Origin of the sequence: Leclercia sp. Marseille-Q4284 (assembly GCF_916618945.1) — a bacterium.
Lineage (GTDB): Bacteria > Pseudomonadota > Gammaproteobacteria > Enterobacterales > Enterobacteriaceae > Enterobacter > Enterobacter tamurae.
The window spans coordinates 3,009,156-3,026,567 of sequence record NZ_CAKAKG010000001.1 but is presented as its reverse complement, the minus strand read 5'-3'; the positions used below and the strand labels follow the sequence as shown (position 1 = coordinate 3,026,567).

At 57.8% G+C, this 17,412-nt stretch carries 15 protein-coding genes; 10 read left to right on the top strand and 5 right to left on the bottom strand.

The features are described 5' to 3' along the window. The first annotated feature begins 7 nt into the window (after positions 1-7). Genes tauB through tauD form a run of 3 tightly spaced genes read left to right on the top strand, consistent with a single transcriptional unit; the run spans position 8 to position 2,447 of the window. Positions 8-775 carry a taurine ABC transporter ATP-binding subunit gene (gene tauB, locus LG383_RS14300; RefSeq protein WP_106992085.1) on the top strand — a complete coding sequence of 256 codons (768 nt, stop codon included), beginning with the start codon at positions 8-10 and terminating at the stop codon, positions 773-775. Next, positions 772-1,599: a taurine ABC transporter permease TauC gene (gene tauC, locus LG383_RS14295; protein WP_225759424.1), complete on the top strand. Its 828-nt coding sequence runs from the start codon at positions 772-774 to the stop codon at positions 1,597-1,599. The genes tauB and tauC overlap by 4 nt, the downstream gene beginning before the upstream one ends. Next, a complete protein-coding gene (gene tauD / locus LG383_RS14290) occupies positions 1,596-2,447 on the top strand; it encodes a taurine dioxygenase (RefSeq protein WP_106992088.1) in 852 nt (283 codons plus the stop codon). The genes tauC and tauD overlap by 4 nt, the downstream gene beginning before the upstream one ends. Before the next feature lie 105 nt (positions 2,448-2,552). On the opposite strand, the gene LG383_RS14285 is transcribed toward tauD, so the two are convergent. Continuing rightward, positions 2,553-4,253, bottom strand: coding sequence for a lysophospholipid acyltransferase family protein (locus tag LG383_RS14285; RefSeq protein WP_225759423.1), 1,701 nt, complete (start codon positions 4,251-4,253; stop codon positions 2,553-2,555). Between the two features lie 118 nt (positions 4,254-4,371). Beyond that, the gene (hemB, locus tag LG383_RS14280) at positions 4,372-5,346 is read right to left on the bottom strand and encodes a porphobilinogen synthase (protein WP_106992090.1); all 975 of its coding nucleotides are present in this window, start codon (positions 5,344-5,346) and stop codon (positions 4,372-4,374) included. A 526-nt stretch (positions 5,347-5,872) separates the two neighbouring features. Here hemB and LG383_RS14275 point away from each other — a divergent pair. Both LG383_RS14275 and LG383_RS14270 read left to right on the top strand, forming a co-directional pair. After that, a complete protein-coding gene (locus LG383_RS14275) occupies positions 5,873-8,647 on the top strand; it encodes an autotransporter outer membrane beta-barrel domain-containing protein (RefSeq protein ID WP_166181687.1) in 2,775 nt (924 codons plus the stop codon). A 67-nt stretch (positions 8,648-8,714) separates the two neighbouring features. Further along, complete coding sequence (locus LG383_RS14270; protein ID WP_106992092.1) at positions 8,715-9,341, top strand: helix-turn-helix domain-containing protein; 627 nt, start codon at positions 8,715-8,717, stop codon at positions 9,339-9,341. Here the strand turns inward: LG383_RS14270 and ampH are convergent. After that, a complete protein-coding gene (gene ampH / locus LG383_RS14265) occupies positions 9,338-10,507 on the bottom strand; it encodes a D-alanyl-D-alanine-carboxypeptidase/endopeptidase AmpH (protein WP_106992093.1) in 1,170 nt (389 codons plus the stop codon). The two genes, LG383_RS14270 and ampH, sit on opposite strands and share 4 nt — an antisense overlap. Positions 10,508-10,794: 287 nt before the next feature. Between ampH and sbmA the strand changes: the two genes are divergently transcribed. Beyond that, positions 10,795-12,015, top strand: coding sequence for a peptide antibiotic transporter SbmA (gene sbmA, locus LG383_RS14260; RefSeq protein WP_106992094.1), 1,221 nt, complete (start codon positions 10,795-10,797; stop codon positions 12,013-12,015). A 14-nt stretch (positions 12,016-12,029) separates the two neighbouring features. Next, positions 12,030-13,130, top strand: a complete 1,101-nt coding sequence (locus LG383_RS14255) for a DUF1615 domain-containing protein (RefSeq protein ID WP_106992095.1) — start codon at positions 12,030-12,032, stop codon at positions 13,128-13,130. Here LG383_RS14255 and LG383_RS14250 read toward each other — a convergent pair. Further along, the gene (locus LG383_RS14250) at positions 13,127-13,429 is read right to left on the bottom strand and encodes a DUF2755 family protein (RefSeq protein ID WP_106992096.1); all 303 of its coding nucleotides are present in this window, start codon (positions 13,427-13,429) and stop codon (positions 13,127-13,129) included. The two genes, LG383_RS14255 and LG383_RS14250, sit on opposite strands and share 4 nt — an antisense overlap. 247 nt (positions 13,430-13,676) lie before the next feature. On the opposite strand from LG383_RS14250, the gene LG383_RS14245 reads away from it, so the two are divergent. After that, entirely contained in the window at positions 13,677-13,895 is a 219-nt protein-coding gene (locus LG383_RS14245) for a DUF2754 domain-containing protein (RefSeq protein ID WP_106992097.1), read from the top strand. Here the strand turns inward: LG383_RS14245 and ddlA are convergent. Then, entirely contained in the window at positions 13,892-14,992 is a 1,101-nt protein-coding gene (gene ddlA / locus LG383_RS14240) for a D-alanine--D-alanine ligase (protein ID WP_225759540.1), read from the bottom strand. The two genes, LG383_RS14245 and ddlA, sit on opposite strands and share 4 nt — an antisense overlap. A gap of 106 nt (positions 14,993-15,098) precedes the next feature. Between ddlA and LG383_RS14235 the strand changes: the two genes are divergently transcribed. Beyond that, on the top strand, positions 15,099-15,818 hold the full coding sequence (locus LG383_RS14235) for an extensin family protein (RefSeq protein ID WP_225759422.1): 720 nt from the start codon (positions 15,099-15,101) through the stop codon (positions 15,816-15,818). A 133-nt stretch (positions 15,819-15,951) separates the two neighbouring features. Further along, positions 15,952-17,175, top strand: a complete 1,224-nt coding sequence (locus tag LG383_RS14230; RefSeq protein ID WP_225759421.1) for a multidrug efflux MFS transporter — start codon at positions 15,952-15,954, stop codon at positions 17,173-17,175. The last annotated feature ends 237 nt before the right edge of the window (positions 17,176-17,412 follow it).

Genomic DNA, 17,412 nt, shown 5'->3' with positions numbered 1-17,412 from the left:
GGAGCGGATGCTGAATATTACAAATCTGTACGCTGATTACGCTGGCAAGCCTGCGCTGGAGGATATCAACCTGACGCTGGATAGCGGCGAGCTGCTGGTAGTCCTCGGCCCGTCCGGCTGCGGGAAGACCACGCTGCTGAATCTGATCGCCGGGTTTGTACCCTATCAGCACGGCACCATTCAACTGGCAGGCAAAAAGGTGGAGGGGCCCGGTGCCGAGCGCGGCGTGGTCTTCCAGAACGAAGGGCTGCTGCCGTGGCGTAACGTGCAGGAGAACGTCGCCTTCGGCCTGCAGTTGGCGGGCACCTCGCGGGAAGCGCGGCTGGCCACCGCCCGGGAGATGCTGAAAAAAGTGGGCCTTGAAGGGGCGGAAAAACGCTTTATCTGGCAGCTTTCCGGCGGCCAGCGTCAGCGGGTCGGCATCGCCCGGGCGCTGGCGGCGAATCCGCAGCTGTTGCTGCTGGATGAACCCTTCGGCGCGCTGGACGCCTTTACCCGCGAGCAGATGCAAACCCTGCTCCTGCGCCTGTGGCACGAGACCGGCAAGCAGGTGCTGCTGATCACCCATGACATCGAAGAAGCGGTGTTTATGGCCACCGAGCTGGTGCTGCTCTCGCCGGGGCCGGGCCGGGTGCTGGAGCGTCTGCCGCTCAACTTTGCCCGCCGCTATGTCGCCGGGGAGCCGGTGCGCAGCATTAAGTCCGATCCTGATTTTATCGCCCGACGTGAATACGTCCTGAGCCGCGTGTTTGAACAGCGGGAGGCCTTCTCATGAGCATTGTGGTGAATGACAAAACGGCGGGCAAACGCCTGACCCTGCGCTGGCCCTTTTCCCGCCAGTTAACCCTCAGCGTCAGCACCCTGCTGGTGTTGCTGGCCGTGTGGTGGGCCGTAGCGGCGGCGCAGTGGATCAGCCCCCTGTTCCTGCCGCCGCCGGGTCAGGTGCTGGTGAAACTGTTCACCATTGCCGGTCCGGAAGGGTTTATGGATGCCACCCTGTGGCAGCATCTGGCGGCCAGCCTCGGGCGCATTCTGGTAGCGCTGCTGGCGGCGGTGATCCTCGGTATTCCGGTGGGGATTGCGATGGGCTTAAGCCCGACGGTGCGCGGGATCCTCGATCCGCTGATTGAGCTTTATCGTCCGGTACCGCCGCTGGCCTATCTGCCGCTGATGGTGATCTGGTTTGGCATCGGCGAGACCTCCAAGATCCTGCTGATCTACCTGGCGATTTTCGCCCCGGTGGCGATGTCGGCGGTAGCCGGCGTTAAAAGCGCCCAGCAGATGCGGATCCGCGCGGCACAGTCGCTGGGTGCCAGCCGCACCCAGGTGCTGTGGTTTGTGATTTTACCCGGCGCGCTGCCGGAGATCCTCACCGGGCTGCGGATCGGGCTCGGGGTCGGCTGGTCAACGCTGGTGGCGGCAGAACTGATCGCCGCCACGCGCGGGTTAGGCTTTATGGTCCAGTCGGCGGGGGAGTTCCTGGCGACGGACGTGGTACTGGCAGGGATCATGGTGATCGCCGTGATCGCCTTCGGATTAGAACTGGGGCTGCGCGCACTTCAGCGTCGCCTGACGCCCTGGCATGGAGAGATACAATGAGTGAACGTCTGACCATTACCCCGCTGGGGCCGTACATTGGCGCACAGATTTCTGGCCTGGATGTGACCCGGCCATTAAGCGATAACCAGTTTGAGCAGCTCTATCATGCGGTGCTGCGCCATCAGGTGGTGTTCCTGCGCGAGCAGGCGATCACCCCGCAGCAGCAGCGCGCCCTGGCGCTCCGTTTCGGCGATCTGCATATCCACCCGGTCTATCCGCACGCGGAAGGGGTGGAGGAGATCATCGTCCTCGATACCCACAACGATAATCCGCCGGACAACGATAACTGGCACACCGATGTGACCTTTATTGAGACGCCGCCCGCCGGGGCGATCCTCGCGGCCAAACAGCTGCCGGAGAGCGGGGGAGACACTCTGTGGGCCAGCGGGATAGCGGCGTTTGAGGCGTTATCCGCGCCGTTCCAGCAGCTGCTGAGCGGCCTGCGGGCGGAGCATGATTTCAAAAAATCCTTCCAGGAGTACAAGTACCGTAAAACGGAAGAGGAGCACCAGCGCTGGCTGGAGGCGGTGGCGAAACATCCGCCGCTGCTGCACCCGGTGGTGCGTACCCATCCGGTTAGCGGCAAGCAGGCGCTGTTCGTCAACGAGGGCTTCACCACGCGGATTGTGGATCTGAGCGAGAAAGAGAGCGAGGCGCTGCTGGGGTTCCTGTTTGCCCACGTTACCAAACCGGAGTTCCAGGTGCGCTGGCGCTGGCAGGAGAACGATCTGGCGATCTGGGATAACCGGGTAACGCAGCATTACGCCAATGCCGATTACTTGCCGCAGCGACGGATTATGCACCGGGCAACGATATTGGGGGATAAACCTTTCTTCCGTGCGGGCTGATCCCCTCACCCCGGCCCTCTCCCCAAAGGGGCGAGGGAGAAAAGCTGTACGTGCTCATCTTCACATACGGCACCTGACTGTCCCCTCTCCCTTTCAGGGAGAGGGTTAGGGTGAGGGTGTTAAATGCGCTTCGATATACCGCTGATAACGGCTGGCTTTCAGATAACAGAGATCCACCAGCACCAGCCCGTCCACACAGTTGTTGAACGCCGGGTCGCTGCCGAAATCGATAAACTGCACCCCACCGGGCTCGCACAGCTCGGAATACTGCTTGTAGAGCGGCGGGATGCCGCACCCCAGATTGCCGAGCAGCGATTTCAGCCGGGTCAGATCCTCCACGTAATCTTCCCCACCAAACTGCGCCAGCACCTCGGGTAACGAGGCGGGATAGGGGCGTCGCGAGGCGGCCAGCGGATGGCTTGCCGGGAACCACAGCCGGTAGAAGGCCACCAGCAGATCCCGCGCCGCGGGCGGTAACCCACCGGAGATGGAGACCGGCCCGAACAGGTAGCGATAGTGCGGATAGCGCGCCAGATAAGCACCAATCCCGGACCACAGGTAATCCAGTCCGCGCCGTCCCCAGTAGCGCGGCTGAATAAAGCTGCGCCCCAGTTCAATGCCGTGCTCAAGGATGTCCTGCATTTTATCGTCGTAGTGGAACAGGCTGTAGCTGTAGAGCCCCTCCGGCTCCCGCATTGCCGTCGGGATAAAGCGGTAGGCGCCGACGATCTCCAGATCCTCGTCATCCCACAAAATCAGGTGCAGATAGTCATCATCAAAGCTGTCGGTGTCCCGACGCTTGCCGCTGCCTTCTCCCACCGCGCGAAAAGCGATCTCCCGCAGACGTCCCAGCTCGCGCAGGATCGGTGCCTCTTCCTGGCCGTTACGCTGCCACAAATAGATGGTTTTGCCATCGGCGGTGGTGCCCAGCGATTCCGCCTGCGCCAGCTCGCGCTTCAGGATCGCCCGGTCTTCCGCCCGGGCAATGGCGGATTCGGTTTTGAATACCCCCGGAAGCCCCTTACCGAGACGCAGCACGTGCTGGCGGCACTGCTCGGCCATCTCCCGCGGGGAGAGCGTGGGGCTGAACCCGTTCTGCCAGCCGATCTGCTGCCCGATTTTCACCGGCAGGCGGCTGTGGCGGCGGCGGAACATCTGCTGCATCAGCAGCAGCATCGACAGGTTCGGGGAGAGCAGGGTGCTGGCATAGAACAGCAGGCTGTTGCGGGCGTCGATATTGACCGGCAGCAGCGGCGCGCGGAATTTGCCCGCCAGCTTGATAAAGCCGGGGTGCCACTTTTTATCGCGGATCCCGGTGCGCGTCGGGCGGGAGACTTCCCCCGCCGGGAAGAAGATCAGCACCCCGGCGTTTTGCAGGTGCTGCTCCATCAGGGTGAACGAGGATTTCGCCGTCCGCCCGCCCATGTTGTCCACCGGAATAAACAGCGAGCTCAGTGGCTCCAGATGCGTCAGCATGCGGTTGGTCACCACTTTCACATCCCGGCGCACCCGGGAGACGGCATACAGCAACGCCAGTCCATCCAGCGTACCGGTAGGGTGGTTAGCCATAACAATTAACGGGCCGTGAGCGGGGATCTGTTCGAGGTCGTGAGCGGGAATGGTGCAGAGGATATCGAGATGGTCCAGAACCTGTTCCACCATATCCAGCCCTTTCAGGTGGCGGTGGTCGGCGGCAAACTGCCGGAACTCCTCTTCGTGGAATAACTTCTTTAACAGCCTTTTTTGCCAGGGTGTAGGCCTCGCCTGCGGCCAAAGGTCATCGAGAACGCTGTCGAGACTAAACATAGTGGCACCTCCTGCTGTCCTGTTCAGACAGTAGAAGCGCCAGATGTCGGTGGTATTGCAGTGTGGTGAAGGTTTGTCGTAGGCCGGGTAAGGCGAAGCCGCCACCCGGCACTACGGATTAACGCAGAATTTTCTTCTCGGCCAGATCCAGCGCGAAGTAGCTGAAGATCAGATCCGCGCCCGCGCGTTTGATCGCCCCCAGGCTTTCGAGGATCACTTTCTCTTCGTCGATCGCTCCCGCCTGGGCGGCGAATTTGATCATCGCGTACTCGCCGCTCACCTGATAGGCGCCCAGCGGCAGATCGGTGCGCTCGCGGATATCACGCAGGATGTCCAGATAGGCGCCGGCCGGTTTCACCATCAGGCAGTCGGCGCCCTGGGCTTCGTCGAGCAGCGATTCACGGATCGCTTCCCGACGGTTCAGCGGATTCATCTGGTAGGTTTTGCGATCGCCTTTCAGCGCGGTGCCCGCTGCTTCACGGAACGGGCCGTAGAAGGAGGAGGCGAATTTGGTGGAGTAGGACATGATCGCGGTATCGGTGAAGCCCGCGGCGTCCAGCGCCTGGCGAATGGCCTGCACCTGGCCGTCCATTGCGGCAGACGGGGCGATAAAGTCAGCACCTGCGGCGGCGGCCACCACGGCCTGTTTGCCGAGGTTAAGCAGGGTTGCGTCGTTATCCACGCCATGATCGCACAGCACGCCGCAGTGGCCGTGGGAGGTGTATTCGCAGAAGCAGGTGTCGGACATGACGATCATCTCTGGCACCGTCTCTTTGGCGATGCGCGACATGCGCGCCACCAGACCGTCCTCTTTCCAGGCATCGCTGCCGGTAGCGTCGGTGTGGTGGGAGATGCCGAAGGTCATGATCGACCGGATACCGGCGTTGGCGATACGCTCAATTTCGCGCGCCAGGTGTTTCTCCGGGATACGCATGACGCCCGGCATGGCCTCGATGGCTTTGTAGTCATCAATCTCTTCTTCAACAAAAATCGGCAACACCAGATCGTTTAAGGTCAGTGTTGTCTCTTCAAAAAGCGCGCGCAGAGCCGGGGATTTGCGCAGACGACGGGGACGAGCAATTAAATCGTTCATGATATGCCTGACGAGTGTGAATCAAAGAGGGCCAGTGTACCCGAAACGCCCGTCGACTGTTTTACTAAAGTTGTCGTTTAGCCCGCAGAATGCGGGGCAGGATAGTCTGGCCTTATTTCCGGGTTTCATTTTATCGTCTGAAATAACTTTACGCTCTATTTACCTAAGATAAATCTGCCCCAAAGATATATCGGGACCAGGTAACATCCTAACCTGGCGGGATTCTATTTTTATGTGCGCGTTGTTACTTATTTATTTAATCTCTTATTTGCTTTTGTTTTATAACTTTCAATGATCTTTCACCTCCAATATGTTTGCTTTCGAATGGGTATAACCTATTGTATTTGGTTTATTTTTTTATTATTTTTTATATTTCAAAAAGTATTTAACTTATTCCGTCTGTTTCCGGACATAATTGCTGGATTCATTGAACCATTTTGTTTTGAGGCTGCATAATTCGCCTCGCAATATATTTGCACTGTATTTACGGACAAACTTGCTTACGTCCCTGAGGAGGGATGACCCAATGCAAACATGGAAAAAGAAACTTGTTGTATCTCAACTTGCATTAGCCTGCACGCTGGCTATCGCTTCTCAGGCCAATGCAAAAGATATTTCTGGTAGCACTTACAACACCTTCGGTTACGATAATACTGCCACCTCGGCCTGGTATAACGGATATACCGACTGGAATTACTCTTCTGCGGCCCATGATGGCGATATCTATCCCGTCATCAATAAGTCGACGGTGAACGGCGTGATTTCAGCCTATTACCTGGATGATGGCGCAGGCGGTCGGGCCAACGCCCTGTCGATCGCCAACAGCACCATTAACGGGATGATCACCTCCGAGTGCATGACCACCGAATGTGCCGGCGGCCTGAATACCGACGGCACGACGCATCAACAGTACGATCGTTTTGCACTGACGGTGGACAACACCACCATCAACGACACCTATGAGCATTATGCTTATGACGTGGTGAACGGCTCCACCACTACCACCCAGTACTGGGACACTCACGCGCTGGGCAACGCCATTACCCTCGACGTGGAATCTGACATCGTTATCCAGAACAACTCCCGCATCGCCGGGATCACCCTGACTCAGGGCTATCACCAGCTGGATAACACCCCATATGACGCGGTCACCGGCATCGAAGATAACAGCCATGTCTTCACCAATACCCTGCAGGTGAACGATTCCGTGGTCACTTCCGGTGCTTATAGCGATCTGGGCACCAGCGGTTTCTATGGCCAGTCGGCGAAACCGAGCGATTACGGCGAAAGCGCAGCCACCGCCCTGGATGATGCGGCGCTGATCGTGGCGGCCGGCAGCGCGGATAACGCCATGCGCACCACGGCTACCTTCGATCACTCCACCCTGACCGGTGATGTGCTGTTCAGCAGCACCTTCGACAATAACTTCTATCCGGATGGCGATCCGGCCACCGACACCACCGCTGACGGCGTCTACAACCCAACCACCAACGGCTGGGACGGGACTGACAGACTGGATCTGACCCTGACCAACGGCAGCAAGTGGGTCGGTGCGGCGGTTTCCAGCGTCGAAGCGATTGGACCTGCTGATATGTATGGCCTCGGCTATAGCAGCGTCGACTGGCACAGCCTGGTACCGAACAGCATCTGGCCAGGCTCCACCTTCAACAGCAACGGCCATCTGGTGGGCAACCAGGTTTATCAGAGCGGGATTTTCAACGTTGCGCTGGATAACGGTTCCGAATGGGATACCCGTAAGCAGTCCAACATCGACACCCTGACCGTCAACAACCGTTCGCAGGTGAACGTAGAGAGCTCCAGCCTGCTGGCTGACAGCATCACGCTGACCAACGCCTCCACCATGAATATCGGCGATGCCGGCGGTGTGGCAACCGACAGCCTGTATCTCGACAGTTCAAGTCTGACCACCCTGACTCAGGAAACAGCGGAGCTGTACGCCAACACCATTACCGTGGATAACCGTGCAGAGCTGGCGCTGGGTCTGGGCCAGGTCGACACCCATAAACTGGTGCTGACCGACGGCGGTGTGCTGAACGTGGCCAGCCGCGATTACGTGTTCAATTCCGATCTGAACAATGCCCGCTATATCACCAACGATATCCACCAGGCAGAGTACGACTTCGGGACCATCGCCCTGAACTCGGATGGTCATCTGGCGGTGAACGGTGAAGTCTCCGGTAACTACAAAGTCCGTCTGGATAATGCGACCGGGGCCGGTTCCGTTGCCGACTATAAAAACAAAGAGATCGTTCGTATTTACGATAACAACGCTGATACCCAGGCCAGCTTCACCGCGGCCAACAAAGCGGATCTCGGGGCTTACACTTACCAGGCGCAGCAGCAGGGCGACACCGTGGTGCTGCATCAGGAGCGCCTGACCGATTACGCCAACATGGCGCTGAGCATTCCGTCTGCCAACACCAATATCTGGCATCTGCAGCAGGATGCACTGGCTAACCGTCTGACCAACAGCCGTCACGGCCTGGCGGACAACGGTGGCGCATGGGTGAATGTCTTCGGCGGCAATTTCGACGGCGATAACGGCACTATCCACTACGATCAGGACGTCAGCGGCATCATGGTGGGTCTCGATACCCATATTGATGGCAACAACGCCGACTGGATCTTCGGTGCGGCAGCCGGCTTTGCCAAAGGCGATATGAACGATCGCAGCGGCCAGGTGGATCAGGACAGCCAGTCCGCGATGCTCTACTCCGCGGCACGCTTTGCTAACGATGTTTTCATCGACAGCTCCCTGAGCTACTCACGCTTCAATAACGATCTCTCTGCCAACATGAGCACGGGCGAATACGTTGATGGCAACACCACGACTGACGCCTGGGGCTTTGGGCTGAAGCTGGGCTACGACTGGAAACCGAATACTGCCGGTTACCTCACGCCGTATGCTGCCATCTCCGGCCTGTTCCAGTCAGGTGATGATTACCGCCTGAGCAACGATCTGCGCGTGGGCAGCCAGTCTTACGACAGCATGCGTTATGAAGCCGGTTTCGACGCGGGCTACACCTTCGGTTACGGCGACGATCAGGCGCTGACACCGTTCTTCAAACTGGCCTACGTTTATGACGACGCCGGTGAAGATGCCAGCGTTAACGGTGACAACATCGATAACGGTGTGAAAGGTTCCGCGGTACGTGTGGGCCTGGGTACGCAGTTTAGCTTCACCAAAAACTTCAGTGCCTACACTGATGCCACTTACCTTGGTGGTGGTGATGTTGATCAAAACTGGGGTGCCAACCTCGGTGTGAAATACACCTGGTAACACGCCTGATGCGGGGAGGATTATCTCCCCGCTTTTTTTGCGTCAGTTAAGATGACTCGAGATCTGCATGAACCGGTATGCAAAACCCATTTCTGAATTCTCCCGGCTCGAAAAGTGCCTCTCTGCGCACAGCACGCCGTTCAAACTCTCTGCCCAGCTTCCGGTGTTTGCGGAGCGCAATGAAGAAGAGTACTACGCGGTCGTACTGCAGTCAGGATCGCTCAGTATTCACCGACAGCAGGATGACCTGCTGGTTGAGATTGTCGCCGCACCCTACATCTTCGGGATCAACGCCGGCATGATGGGCTGCAGCACAGAGTACCTGCTGGTAACACAATCCCCCTGTTCCGGGTTCTACCTCCCCGCCTCTGGCGCCCGCCATCTGATCCAACAGGCCGGTTTATGGTCTGATGCGTTCTGCTGGCTCTCCTGGCACCACCGGGTGATGGAGATCCGCGATAAGCAGCTGGTGGGCAATAACTCCTACAGCCAGATCCGCGCCACGCTGCTGGATATGGCCCAGTGGGATGAATCCTTACGGATGCGGGTGGGGGTGATGAGCTACATTCAGCGGCGCACGCGCATTTCACGTTCGGTGGTGGCAGAGGTGCTGGCGGCGTTACGGCAGGGAAACTACATCATTATGGAAAGGGGCAAACTGATTAGGGTCAACCATTTGCCCGCTGAATATTAGTCTAAGGACGCGGGGATCGCCCGCGGCTTGTTCTCGCTCAGTTCAACCACCAGCTGGTTGACGCCGTCGCTCATATTGACGAAACGCGTGAGCGGCGAGCGCGTCACGACCACGAATACGCCCACGTTAGACTGCGGGATCATCGCCATATAGGTAATGAATCCACCGCCACCGCCGGTTTTCTGGATAATGCCCGGACGACCATTTTTCGGTGCCATATAGACCCAGCCGAGGCCCAGCGCATCCGCGCGGCCTGGCACATCCATGCCAATCACCCGCGTTAACTGGCTGCGCTGATAAATCAGCGTCTGCATTCTGTCGGCCTGATTGCTACGCGCATAGAAATCAGAAGAGAGGAACTGCTGCATCCAGCGCATCATGTCGCCCGGGGTGGAGTAAACTCCGCCGCTGCCCACCGCTGCCAGGGTGTTGTTACACGGGCTGGCTCCTTTCTCCGCCACCATCAGACGCTTGCACTGATCGGGGGAGGGGGTAAAGGTGGTGTCTTTCATCCCCAGCGGACGGGCGATTTGCTCGTCGAACAGCTGGGCATAGGGTTTGCCCGCCGCGGTGCCCAGCGCATCGGCCAGCAGATCAAAGGCCAGGTTTGAGTAGGCGGCCTGCGAGCCCGGCGATGATTTCAGGGTAGCGGTGGATAACCAGTTCCAGCGTTGATCCCGGGTCGGCCAGACAAATACCGGACGATGCGCGGCGCCGCCCGGCTGTTCGCGTGGCAGGGCGCTGGTATGGGTCGCCAGGTTGACGAGGGTAATCGGCGCGCCCTGGTAAGTCGGCACCCGTGCCCCCGGCGGGGCATATTTGCTTAACGGATCGTTCAGCTTCACCACGCCCTGATCGAGCAGTTTCACCAGCATTTCACTGGTCATTAATTTGGTCAGGGAGGCAATGCGCACCACCGAATCCAGCTGCGGGTGAACGTTGTTTCCTGGACGCGTTTCGCCAAAGCTGCGAAATACACGCTGATTGCCGTCAATCGCCACCAGGGCCATCCCCGTTGCGCCGCTGCCGTAAAAAATCAGGTTCGCATAGCGATCGACCACATCGGAGGCGAAAGCCGGATCGGCAATCGGCTGGGCAGGGGCAGCCTGCACGCAGGTGAGGCTGGCCGTATACAGCACGGCGGAGAGTAACAGACTACGTTTCAACGAAAGCATCCATGAAGTGAATGAAAAAAGTATGCGTATTTATACTACTAAACGGCGTATTGCAAAGGCCTGAACAGCATAACGATAGCGTGAAAAACGTAACCATGGGTAAATACAAACAATTTCGTTATTAGCGATCTCATGTTTTGTGACATTGCGCTTATGATACCTGTCAGGTTCACTTACTTTTCCGCTCAGGTGGCGGTTGACGACGAACTAAAATCGGGCCGGCAGGTCTGATAATCCGTCGTCCACAGCAGTAGCGATAACTACAAGAAGGAAGCGTTATGTTTAAGTCGTTTTTCCCAAAACCGGGACCCTTTTTTCTCTCGGCCTTTATTTGGGCTCTGATCGCTGTCATTTTCTGGCAGGCCGGTGGTGGTGCCTGGTTAGAGCGCCTGTTCAGCATCACGGGCGATGTACCCATTAGCGCGGCGCGTTTCTGGTCGCCGGGCAATCTGCTTTTCTATGCGTATTACGCCCTCTGCGTCGGGGCGTTTGCCCTGTTCTGGTTTATCTGGTCGCCGCACCGCTGGCAGTACTGGTCTATTCTCGGCACCTCGCTGATCGTGTTCGTCACCTGGTTTCTGGTGGAAGTGGGGGTGGCGATCAACGCCTGGTATGCCCCTTTCTATGACCTGATCCAGACCGCCCTCAGCGCGCCGCATAAAGTCACCCTCAACCAGTTTTATCATGAAGTGGGCGCGTTCCTCGGCATCGCCCTGATCGCCGTTGTTATTGGCGTGTTGAATAACTTCTTTGTCAGCCACTATGTGTTCCGCTGGCGTACCGCGATGAACGAATACTATATGGCGCACTGGCAGCAGCTGCGCCATATCGAAGGGGCGGCCCAGCGTGTGCAGGAAGACACCATGCGTTTCGCCTCTACCCTGGAGAATATGGGGGTGAGTTTCCTCAACGCCGTCATGACGCTGATCGCCTTCCTGCCGGTGCTGGTAACACTGTCGGCGCACGTGCCGGAGCTGCCGGTCGTCGGTCATCTGCCGTACGGCCTGGTGATCGCTGCTATTGTCTGGTCGGTAATGGGCACCGGTTTGCTGGCAGTGGTGGGGATCAAGCTGCCGGGGCTGGAGTTTAAAAACCAGCGCGTTGAGGCGGCTTACCGTAAAGAGCTGGTCTATGGCGAAGACGATGCCAGCCGCGCCTCGCCGCCGACGGTACGCGAGCTGTTCGGCGCGGTGCGTCGCAACTATTTCCGCCTCTATTTCCACTACATGTACTTCAATATCGCCCGCATCCTTTATCTGCAGGCGGATAACGTTTTCGGCATAATCCTGCTGTTCCCCTCGATTGTGGCCGGTACGATTACGCTCGGTCTGATGACCCAAATCACCAACGTTTTTGACCGGGTACGCGGTTCGTTCCAGTACCTGATCAACTCCTGGACTACGCTGGTGGAACTGATGTCCATCTATAAACGTTTACGCAGTTTCGAACATGAGCTGGATGGTCAGGATCTACAGGAAGTGACCCATACGTTGAGCTAATACAGGGAGTCGTTATGTCTTTTACCGTACCGCGTGCGTTACCGTTGTCGTTGCTTGCCGCCCTGGTGTTAGCCGGGTGTGCAGAGAAGGGGGCTGCGCCACTGAAAAAGGGCGAAAAGCCCGTCGATGTGGCAAGCGTCGTGCGGCAAAAAATGCCTGCCTCGGTGAAAGACCGGGATCAGTGGGCTTCGGCGCTGGCGAAAACCTTCGAAAGCCAGAAGATCGCCCCTACCGAGGAGAATATCTGCTCAGTACTGGCGGTGGCGCAGCAGGAGTCGCTGTATCAGTCCGATCCGGCGGTGCCGGGGCTGAATAAGATCGCCTGGAAAGAGATCGACCGTCGGGCAGAAAAGCTGCACATTCCGGCGTTTCTGGTCCACACGGCGCTGAAAATCACCTCGCCGAACGGGAAAAGCTATAGCGAGCGGCTGGATACGGTGAAAACCGAGAAACAGCTCAGCGCCATCTTCGACGATATGATCGGGACGGTGCCGATGGGCCAGACCCTGTTTGGCTCCCTGAATCCGGTGCATACCGGCGGGCCGATGCAGGTCAGTATCGCCTTCGCGGAAAAGCATACCGACGGCTATCCGTGGAAAATCGAGAATACGGTGCGTCAGGAGGTCTTCTCCCTGCGCGGCGGGCTGTGGTTCGGCACCTACCATCTGCTGAACTATCCCGCCAACTACGATGTGCCGCTCTACCGCTTTGCTGATTTCAACGCTGGCTGGTACGCCAGCCGCAATGCAGCATTCCAGAATGCGGTCAGCCGCGCCAGTGGCGTGAAGCTGGCGCTGGACGGGGATCTGATTGCCTATGGCAGTAGCGAGGCAGGGAAGACAGAGCTGGCGGTGCGTAAGCTGAAAGGCAAGCTGGACATGAGCGATAGCGAGATCCGCCAGCAGCTGGGGAAAGGCGACAGTCTGGCGTTTGAGAAAACCGAACTCTATCAGCAGGTGTATAAACTGGCGGAGCAGAAGAGCGGTAAGACATTACCGAAAGCGATGCTGCCAGGGATCCAGCTTGAGAGCCCGAAAATCACCCGCAATCTGACTACCGCCTGGTTTGCCCAGCGCGTAGACGATCGCCGGGCGAAGTGCATGGCCTTGAATTAACGGTAGCGGCGCCAGCGTACGACCAGCGCAACGGCGCCCAATACCACCAGCCCCACCAGGAACGGGATCAGCCCGAAGACGGTTCCGACGCCCAGCCCAATTTCCACGCGCGGCCGCCCGGAATCTTCGACCTGCATCAGGTGTTCATACACGCCGGGCGCATGCACCAGGATGTTCAGCAGCTGTGAGCCTGCCCAGAAGCAGAACAGCACAAACAGAGCGTAAGCGATATTTCCTGCCGTGGAGGTCTTAGGTTGTCTGGTGCTGAAAATCGGCTTCGACATAGTAAAGTCTGCCATAACTACCTCCGGTATGTTCTGTCTGGCTAAATGCCTGTTGTACACGTTGAGTTTGACAGCACATGGCAGATGTCAATATCGGAATGATGGTAATTTGGCCTGGAGAATTCTCCTGGATGTGCGAATTTTGCCGCACATCACAGATTTTTTACTTAAGTGAAATTCACTCTCATTTCAGATTTTCCGCATGCGCCACAGACCTGACGACAAAACTGTGCGAGGATAGATTTTTTCTTCTGGAGCGACCATGAAACTGCCTGCCAAAATCCGCCGTGACTGGCATTTCTACGCCTTTGCTATTGGGCTTATCTTTATTCTGAATGGGGTGGTGGGGCTGCTGGGCTTTGAAGCGAAGGGCTGGCAAACCTATGCGGTAGGGCTGGTGACCTGGGTTGTCAGTTTCTGGCTGGCTGGGTTTATCATTCGCCGTCGCCCGGAAGAGACGACGGCAAACGAGGCGGATTAACCTGTTACCGAAATCTGAAGCGCGCTGTCAGCGGCATGTCGCTCCAGCGCCAGTTCAATCAGACGAGTGATCAGATCCGGATAGCTGAGGCCGCTGGCCTGCCACAGTTTCGGGTACATGCTGATGTTGGTGAAGCCTGGCAGGGTGTTGATTTCATTGATAACAACGCGATTATCCGCCGTTAAGAAGACATCAACACGCGCCATGCCGCGACAGCCCAGCGCCTGATACGCTTCGATGGCAATGGCGCGGATCGCGTCATTAACCTTAGCATCCAGCACGGCAGGCACCACAACCTGCGCGCCCTGGTCGTCGATGTATTTGGTGTCGTAAGAGTAGAACTCGCTGTTCAGGACCACTTCGCCACAGGTGCTGGCCTGCGGGAAATCATTCCCCAATACCGCGCACTCGATCTCACGGCCTTTAATTCCCTGTTCCACCACTACTTTATGATCGAAGGTGAAGGCCAGACGCACCGCCTCGCTGAACTGCGCTTCGCTGTTTACTTTGCTGACGCCAACGGAGGAGCCCTGGTTTGCCGGTTTAACGAACAGCGGCAGGCCGAAGCGGGCGCTGAGATCGGCAAAGGTATGCTGGTCGCGGTTGGCACGGGTGAGGGTGACAAAAGGTGCCACGTTCAGCCCGGCATCGCGCAGCAGGCGTTTGGTCACGTCCTTATCCATGCAGGCGGCGGAACCGAGGACGTCGGAGCCGACGAACGGCAGGTTAGCCATCCGCAGCATCCCCTGCAGGGAGCCATCTTCGCCCAGCGTGCCGTGGACGATCGGAAAAATGACGTCGAGGTGCGAAAGCGTCTGTCCGGTGCTGGCATTGATCAGCTGGCCCTGCATTACCCCCGGTACGGTGGCAACGCTAATCTCAGACGGGTTCAGCGCAATGCGCGCCGGATCGTCGGCATTGAGCAGATAGCCCTGCTCGTCGTTAATGTGCCACTGGCCCTGTTTATCGATCCCTAACAGCACGACCTCAAAGCGGCTCTTATCAATCGCGTTAACGATATTTTTGGCCGATTGCAGCGACACTTCGTGCTCGGCTGATTTTCCCCCAAAGACAATACCTACCCGCAACTTCGCCATCACTTCGCTCATCCACTCTGACTCAAAACGCTTACCATATCACGATGCCCGGCGGGATTCGCCGCCTTCTGCCATAATGTTTTGGCACATTGTTTCAGGAGGATGAGTGAAAGGGAAAAGCCTGATTATCTGTATTGCAGTCATTGCTACGGCCATCGCGGGCTACCGTTGGCTGCCGTCGTATTACAACCCCTTTGCACCGCTTTCCCTCGACGATCCCCCCGGCACTCTGACCCAGTTTAAGCTGCGTCGCCTGACCCCTGAGCATTGTGAAATCCTGCTGGCGCAGGCCAATGCGCGCCAGCTGATCCGCACCCAGACGGTGGCCGATAGCACCGGGGAGTGCCCGCTGAGTGATGTGGTGCGCGTGCGCAGTTTCGGCCAGGTCAGTCTCAGCAGCAGTTTCCTCGCCAGCTGCCCGCTGGCACTCAGCTCGGCGCTGTTCGTCAATCAGCAGGCCCGGCCCCTGACCCAAACCATGATGGGCAGCAGCCTGTCGCGCATTGATCATCTCGGCAGCTTTGCCTGCCGGAATATCTATCATCGGCCCAATGCCCGGCGCAGCGAACATGCTACCGCCCAGGCGCTGGATATCAGCGGCTTTACGCTGGAGAACGGCCAGCGGATCTCGGTTCTGCGCGGCTGGAAAAATGACGCTTCCGGGCCGTGGCTGCGGGCGCTGCTGGGTGCCAGCTGCGGCTATTTCGGTAATGCCCTCGGGCCGGACTACAATGCCGCCCACGCCAACCATTTTCATCTGGGGATGCGGGGATTTGGCTACTGCCCGCAAAGCATAAATCACCAGACAAAAGGCCAAAATATGTGACATGTTTCACAGATATGATGACTGGGAAGATAAAACACCGAAGTCACGGCTGGCGCATCCCTGACAACTTTCGGCGCAGTGTAACTTGCTAATCTGATAGTGAATTCACGCAAAATGTAGACAGTATCCGCCTATGGAATCCTGGAAAGTTAACCTCATTTCGGTCTGGTTTGGATGTTTTTTCACCGGCCTTGCCATCAGCCAGATTTTACCCTTTTTGCCGCTGTACGTGTCCCAGCTTGGCGTCTCGTCCCACGAGGCCTTATCGATGTGGTCAGGCCTGACCTTCAGCGTCACTTTTCTGGTTTCCGCTATCGTCTCGCCGATGTGGGGCAGCCTTGCCGATCGTAAAGGGCGCAAGCTGATGCTGCTGCGCGCCTCCCTGGGAATGGCAATTGCGATCCTGCTCCAGGCCTTTGCCACCAACGTCTGGCAGCTGTTTCTGCTGCGTGCGCTGATGGGGCTGACTTCCGGCTATATTCCAAACGCCATGGCGCTGGTGGCATCCCAGGTACCCCGGGACCGCAGCGGTTGGGCCATCAGCACGCTGTCGACGGCGCAGATCAGCGGTGTGATTGGCGGGCCACTGATGGGCGGTTTTCTCGCTGACCACGTCGGTCTGCGAGCGGTGTTCCTCATCACCGCCGTCCTGCTGGTGATCAGTTTTCTGGTGACGCTGTTTCTGATTAAAGAGGGGGCGCGTCCGAGCGTGAGCAAGGCGGAGCGCCTCAGCGGTAAGGCGGTCTTTGCCTCGCTACCTTATCCATGGCTGATGATCAGCCTGTTTATCACCACCATGGTGATCCAGCTCTGCAACGGTTCGGTAGGGCCGATCCTCGCGCTCTTTATCCAGTCGATGGCACCGGAGAGCACCAATATCGCCTTCCTGAGCGGGATGATTGCCGCCGTGCCGGGCGTCTCGGCGCTGATGTCTGCCCCGCGTCTCGGTAAGCTGGGGGATCGCATCGGCACCGGCCGCATTCTGATGGCGACGCTTATCGTGGCGGTGGTGCTCTTCTTCGCCATGTCCTTTGTCACCACCCCCTTCCAGCTCGGGGTGCTGCGCTTCCTGCTGGGCTTTGCCGATGGCGCCATGCTGCCTGCGGTGCAAACGCTGCTGATTAAGTACTCCAGCGATCGGGTGACCGGGCGGATCTTCGGCTATAACCAGTCGTTTATGTATCTGGGGAATGTCGCCGGTCCGCTGATGGGGGCGGCGGTCTCTGCGATGGCCGGATTCCGCTGGGTGTTTGCCGCCACCGCGGTGGTGGTATTGCTCAATATAATCCAGCTGGCATGGGCCATGCGTCGTCGACGCCAGCAGGAAACCCGGACGCGTGCGAGTAAAAGGTTGTAGCGCTGCTGTAGAATAGAGTTAAGCCGGGCTGTCATTATCCTTTATTTGAAATGGCGGTTCTGCTTTTATTTTGCATTGTGAACTCAGTTTGAATTTAATTTAAGTCCCACTTTCCCCGCAGCCAGCCAGATTAATTTATGAGGCGTGTGGCGTTTGGCTAAAAATAGTACTTTTAACTACTTTGCAAGCCTCTGGCATAATGATAACGTCGGAAAAAACGTGATAAGGAAATAGCGC

Coding starts and splice junctions, on each gene's coding strand:
- tauB (WP_106992085.1), top strand. CDS start 8: ATGCTGAATATTACAAATCTGTACGCTGATTACGCTGGCAAGCCTGCG.
- tauC (WP_225759424.1), top strand. CDS start 772: ATGAGCATTGTGGTGAATGACAAAACGGCGGGCAAACGCCTGACCCTG.
- tauD (WP_106992088.1), top strand. CDS start 1,596: ATGAGTGAACGTCTGACCATTACCCCGCTGGGGCCGTACATTGGCGCA.
- LG383_RS14285 (WP_225759423.1), bottom strand. CDS start 4,253: ATGTTTAGTCTCGACAGCGTTCTCGATGACCTTTGGCCGCAGGCGAGG.
- hemB (WP_106992090.1), bottom strand. CDS start 5,346: ATGAACGATTTAATTGCTCGTCCCCGTCGTCTGCGCAAATCCCCGGCT.
- LG383_RS14275 (WP_166181687.1), top strand. CDS start 5,873: ATGCAAACATGGAAAAAGAAACTTGTTGTATCTCAACTTGCATTAGCC.
- LG383_RS14270 (WP_106992092.1), top strand. CDS start 8,715: ATGAACCGGTATGCAAAACCCATTTCTGAATTCTCCCGGCTCGAAAAG.
- sbmA (WP_106992094.1), top strand. CDS start 10,795: ATGTTTAAGTCGTTTTTCCCAAAACCGGGACCCTTTTTTCTCTCGGCC.
- LG383_RS14255 (WP_106992095.1), top strand. CDS start 12,030: ATGTCTTTTACCGTACCGCGTGCGTTACCGTTGTCGTTGCTTGCCGCC.
- LG383_RS14250 (WP_106992096.1), bottom strand. CDS start 13,429: ATGGCAGACTTTACTATGTCGAAGCCGATTTTCAGCACCAGACAACCT.
- LG383_RS14245 (WP_106992097.1), top strand. CDS start 13,677: ATGAAACTGCCTGCCAAAATCCGCCGTGACTGGCATTTCTACGCCTTT.
- ddlA (WP_225759540.1), bottom strand. CDS start 14,992: ATGGCGAAGTTGCGGGTAGGTATTGTCTTTGGGGGAAAATCAGCCGAG.
- LG383_RS14230 (WP_225759421.1), top strand. CDS start 15,952: ATGGAATCCTGGAAAGTTAACCTCATTTCGGTCTGGTTTGGATGTTTT.